Source organism: Streptomyces sp. 8K308, from assembly GCF_004348315.1.
Lineage (GTDB): Bacteria > Actinomycetota > Actinomycetes > Streptomycetales > Streptomycetaceae > Streptomyces.
Map to the genome: position 1 here is coordinate 1 of NZ_SMKC01000445.1, position 4939 is coordinate 4939.

A 4939-nucleotide genomic window follows, 5' to 3' on the forward strand; every position below is an offset into this window, starting at 1 on the left:
GGTGCGGGGAGCGCGGGCGCGGGCCGGTGGAACCGGAGTCGGGGCCGGCGCCCGTTCGGCGGCCGCGGACCGTCTCTCGGGATTCGAAGCCCAGATCGGCCAGCGAGCGGCCGGGGAACATATGAAGGAATACCCGTTCGTACGCGTAGTTAGGGCAGCGGATCTCGCCCGCTTCCACCCGCCCGATGTACCGGGCGTCGCAGGACACCCGTTCGCCGATCTCGCACGCCGCGCGCCGCACGGCCGCCGCGAACTCGCCGGGGGACAACCGCCCCCGCAACTCCCGGAAAAGCCGGTTGGGCTCGGACGGGCGGGACGCGGATGGTGACGTCGCCATGCGCGGACCGTACCCGCTGGAGTGGTGTCACTACAGCAGGTTTCGCTACAAACCGGATATCTCACCTGCGATCTGCCATGAACTGCCAACCATTTCAGCGGTGTCAGGCCGTAGCCGTTGACGCGCTACGGCCGTTGTACACCGCGACCGACCGAGGAAGCGCGAGGAGAGGAATCCCCATGGCGGACACCGGCGAGGCGGCCCCCTGCGATCTGGTCACCGTGCCGGCGCGCGAGGGACTCGAAGCCGTTGACCTGCTGCGCCTGCGCCACGGCGTCGGGCCCGTGCTGCACGACCGCACGGGTGACACGCTCGGTTTCGTCGTGCCGCCTGGCACCGCCGAGCGCTGGGACCTGCCGGGCAGCGCGTGCACCCAGACCTACGCCGGCGCCCGCCGGGGCTCCCCGCCGGTCACCGGCACCCGCTGGCTCGTCCCCCCGGACCACGCCGTCCGTCAGGCCACCGAACCCGACCGCCTACGGGCCGCCCTGAGCGAAGCCGTCACCATGCTCGCGGTCGTCGACCGCTGCCGACCGCACCTGCCGGCGCCCGGCTCCCCACGGTGAGCGCCGCGCGCCGACGCATCGACGACCACGTCCCCCTGGCCGACGGCGCCTTCCACACGCCGGCCCCAGGCGCGCGGCACCCGCGCCCGGCCCACCGACGGCTGCCCCGGCCAGCCTCGTAGCCACCCCGCCGTCGCGCGCCATGTCCGGGCGGTGAGCCGCACTTTCCGCGCGTCGATGCCGGCCCGCGTCCGACGCCCGGTCGGCCGCGTCAGCGCCCAGCTCGCGCGGCGAGCGCCTCGGTGGCGTGGCCGCCTCGCGCCTGCCCGCACCGGCCCGCGGGGCGAGCGCGTGGGCGGGCCGCCAGGGCCCGCCCCGGCTGGGCGTCGCAGACTGTACGCATGGTGAACAGGAGATCGCGGCGCGCCGGCGGGCGGCCGGTGGTGAGTGAGGACGTCGCCGGTGGGCTCGCCGAGCTCGTGCCCGACGTGGACCGGCCGCGCGGCTGGCAGTTGCTGCTCGACGGCGCCCCGCAGTCGCACGTCGACCTCGACGAGCCCACCCGGCTGGTCTTCGAGTACCAGCGGCGCCTCGGCCACGCCGTCGACCTCGTCGCGCCGCCAGGTCGACCGATCAACGCCCTCCACCTCGGCGGCGGCGGCCTCACCCTCGCCCGCTACACGGCGGTCACCAGGCCGCGCTCCAGCCAGCAGGTCGCCGAGGTCGACGCCGCGCTCACCGCCCTCGTGCGCCGCGAGCTGCCGCTCCCCGAAGGCGCCAGGATCAGGGTCCGCGCTGTCGACGCCCGCGCCCTGCTCGACCGGCTCCCCGAGGACTGGGCGGACCTCGTCATCGCCGACGTCTTCCAGGGCGTCCGCACTCCGGCGCACTGCGCCAGCGCCGAGTTCCTCGACCACGTGCGCCGGGTGTTGCGCCCGGATGGCTGGTACACGGCCAACGTCACCGACGGACCGCCGCTCGCGCACCTGCGCGCCCAGGCGGCGACCGCCCTGGACCGCTTCGGCGGCGCCTGCCTCGCCATCGAGCCCGCCGTGCTGCGCGGGCGCCGCTTCGGCAACGGCGTGCTGCTCGCGGCCGACGAGCCGTTGCCCGTGGCCGAGTTGACCCGCCGCTGTGCGGCCGACCCGCAGCCGGCCAGACTGCTCGCCGGCCGGGAGCTCGCCGACTTCACCGGCGGCGCCCCCACTGTGACCGATGCCACAGCCGTCGCGTCGCCTCCGCCGCCCGACGGATCCTTCCGGTAGGCGACTTTAGGTCGTTCTCGGCCACCGGTGCCCGGGGGTTCAGCCCCGATACGTCTGGATTTCGGGGGCCGCGTCACGCCACACACACAACACGGTCACGGACGCCTCGCGACCCTCCTCATCAGTGAACATGACGCGGATGAGGCCCTCCTGCTCCCGCGTTCTGACCTCCCAACCCGGCCTGGGAATGGCCGATATGAGCTCGGCCGAGTCCGGACCGATCAACAGAACGACCTCTCCGCCCGCTGTACTGACCGTCTCGACGCCGGACGTACCGGATTCCATGGATGATTCGGACGATTCATGGGCGTCCGGCGGACGCGGACGGCGCGTCGACGATGCCTCTGGCGGACCGTCGGAATCGTCATCCGAAACCTGCACCGCGCGCGGCGGTTCACTGGCCGCGCCCAGCACCGCATGCACGCCAAGCCACGCCACACCCACCGCCGCCCCGGTCGAAATCACCCAGGCGGCGGCCTTCCCAACGCGGACCAGAAACCGCTGCATCGGCGTCACTCTAATGGCGTACGGTGCCGCGCATGGCGCATGTGCTTGTTGTGGAGGACGACCAGTTTGTGAGATCCGCCCTTATCCGGCATCTCACCGAGGCGGGACACAGCGTCCGTAGCGTGGGCACCGCACTTCAGGCACTTCGCGAGGTCGCCCAGATCGGATTCGACGTGGTGATCCTCGATCTCGGCCTCCCCGACCTCGACGGCCGCGAGGCGCTGAAGATGCTTCGCGGCGTCACCGACGTGCCCGTCATCATCGCCACCGCCCGCGACGACGAGGGCGAGATCGTCCGGCTGCTCAACGACGGAGCCGACGACTACCTCGTCAAACCCTTCTCCGTGGAACACCTTTCGGCCCGGATGGCCGCCGTGCTGCGCCGCGCGGGTGGCGGCGGGAACGGTGGCCAGAACGGTCAGGGCGGCGGAAACGGCGGCGACGGCGTGCTGCGGGTCGGCGGCCTCGCCGTCGACCCGCTCCGCCGACTCGCCCAGCTCGACGGCGCCCAACTCGACCTGACCCGACGCGAGTTCGACCTGCTCGCCTTCCTCGCCCAGCGCCCGGGCGTCGTCGTCAGCCGCAAGGAACTCCTCACCCAGGTCTGGCGCCAGTCATACGGCGACGACCAGACCATCGACGTCCACCTCTCCTGGCTGCGCCGCAAGTTGGGCGAGACGGCGGCCCGCCCGCGTTACCTCCACACGCTGCGCGGGGTGGGCGTCAAGCTGGAGCCTCCGGCATGAGATGGTCCCTGATCAGGCGGTTCCTCGCCGTCACCGCCATGGTCGTGGTCGCCTTCGGCGTGCCACTCGGCATGGTGGTCCGGGACGTCGCCGTCGACCGGGCCGTCTCCGCCGCCGAACGCCAGGCCGCGCTGCTCGCCCCGGCCGTCGTGACCGCCCGCGACGTCGACGACTTGGAGCGCGCGGTCGCCGAGACCGAGGCCGGCGCCGAGGACCGGATCACCATCGACCTGCCGAGTCGCGACGGTGGACCGCCCGACACCCTGGGCCGACACCGCGCGCTCCCCGAGCGCCTGCACTCGGTCGCCGAGTCTGGCGCGGTCGAACAGATCGACGTCGTCGGCGGCGTGGCACTCGTCCAACCGATCCCGCTGTCCGGCGAACGCACTGCCCTCATCGAGGTGTTCGTCCCCTCCGACCAGCTCACCGAGGGCGTCGTCGTCGCCTGGCTCGTGCTGACCGGCGTCGGCCTCGCCCTCGTCGTCTGCTCCGCCGCCATCGCCGACCGGCTGGCCCGCCGCACCGTGCTGTCCATCGAGCAACTCGCCCAGGCCAGCCGCGAACTCGGCGAGGGCCGGCTCGGCGTGCGGGTCCCCGTACCCGAGGAGGGGCCCGGCGAACTACGCACCGCCGCCTCGGCGTTCAACTCCATGGCCGACCGGGTCGCCGGACTTCTCGCCGCGGAGCGGGAGTTGGCCGCCGACCTCTCGCACCGGCTGCGCACCCCGCTGACCGTGCTCCGACTCAACGCCGCCTCGCTCGGCGACGGCGACGCGGCCGAGCAGACCAGGCACGCGGTCGAGAAGCTGGAGGGCGAGGTCGACCAGATCATCCGCACCGCGCGCGCCCACCGCGACGCCGTCCCCGACGGCCGGCCGCGCGAGGTCACCGACGCGGCCGAGGTGATCAAGGACCGGATGGAGTTCTGGTCCGCGCTCGCCGAGGACGAGGGCCGCGAGGTGAGGCTCGCCGGCGTCGAGGAGCCCGTCCCCGTCCCCGTGGCCAGGGCCGACCTGGCCGCGGCGCTCGACGCGATGCTCGGCAACGTCTTCCGGCACACGCCCGAGGGCACCGCGTTCGCCGTCGACATGTACCGCGCGGGCGGTGCCGCTGACGCCGTCATCGTGCTGGTCTCCGACGCAGGCCCCGGCATCGCCGACCCGGAGGCGGCCCTCCGGCGAGGCGAGGGCGACGGCGGCCGGGGCTCCACCGGCCTCGGCCTCGACATCGCCAGCCGCCTCGCCGAGTCCACCGGCGGCGACCTGCGGATCGGCCGCTCGGTGCTCGGCGGCGCCGAGATCCGACTCTGGCTGGCCAGGGACGGCGGCTGGGCCCGGAAGTACCCGGCCCCAACCCGGCGCCGCGGCACGCGACACCGGGCCAGGGGCCAGGCTCCCCTCGCCCCCCTCTCCGGCCTCACCGGCGGAAAGGGTTCCGGGACGGCCTCGGGGAGTCCATGGGAACGAGCCGCTCGCTGGCTCGATCGGCAGATCCTCGCCGGCCGCCGGGCGGCACCCCCACCACGCCGCCTCCGCCGCGCCCGCCCCGCGGCGGCCACGCCGCCGAAGCCGAAGACCC

The 4939-nt window shown here is 73.9% G+C and carries 5 protein-coding genes and 1 pseudogene; 4 read left to right on the forward strand and 2 right to left on the reverse strand.

Annotated elements, in window-relative coordinates; translation table 11 throughout:
• Window positions 1-337 (reverse strand): annotated as a pseudogene (locus E1265_RS33585) (hypothetical protein); the annotation flags it as partial.
• Between the two features lie 179 nt (window positions 338-516).
• Here E1265_RS33585 and E1265_RS33590 point away from each other — a divergent pair.
• Window positions 517-903 (forward strand): hypothetical protein, encoded by a 387-nt coding sequence (locus tag E1265_RS33590; protein ID WP_132934733.1) that lies wholly within the window; start codon window positions 517-519, stop codon window positions 901-903.
• A gap of 341 nt (window positions 904-1244) precedes the next feature.
• The gene (locus tag E1265_RS33595; protein WP_132934734.1) at window positions 1245-2108 is read left to right on the forward strand and encodes a fused MFS/spermidine synthase; all 864 of its coding nucleotides are present in this window, start codon (window positions 1245-1247) and stop codon (window positions 2106-2108) included.
• Between the two features lie 39 nt (window positions 2109-2147).
• Here E1265_RS33595 and E1265_RS33600 read toward each other — a convergent pair whose 3' ends face one another.
• On the reverse strand, window positions 2148-2615 hold the full coding sequence (locus E1265_RS33600) for a hypothetical protein (RefSeq protein ID WP_132934735.1): 468 nt from the start codon (window positions 2613-2615) through the stop codon (window positions 2148-2150).
• Window positions 2616-2647: 32 nt separating this feature from the next.
• On the opposite strand from E1265_RS33600, the gene E1265_RS33605 reads away from it, so the two are divergent.
• Together E1265_RS33605 and E1265_RS33610 are read left to right on the forward strand one after the other, a co-directional pair.
• Entirely contained in the window at window positions 2648-3361 is a 714-nt protein-coding gene (locus tag E1265_RS33605; protein WP_132934736.1) for a response regulator transcription factor, read from the forward strand.
• Window positions 3358-4939: sensor histidine kinase (locus E1265_RS33610; RefSeq protein WP_132934737.1), on the forward strand; the 1582-nt coding region annotated here is incomplete at its 3' end. The genes E1265_RS33605 and E1265_RS33610, both read left to right, overlap by 4 nt.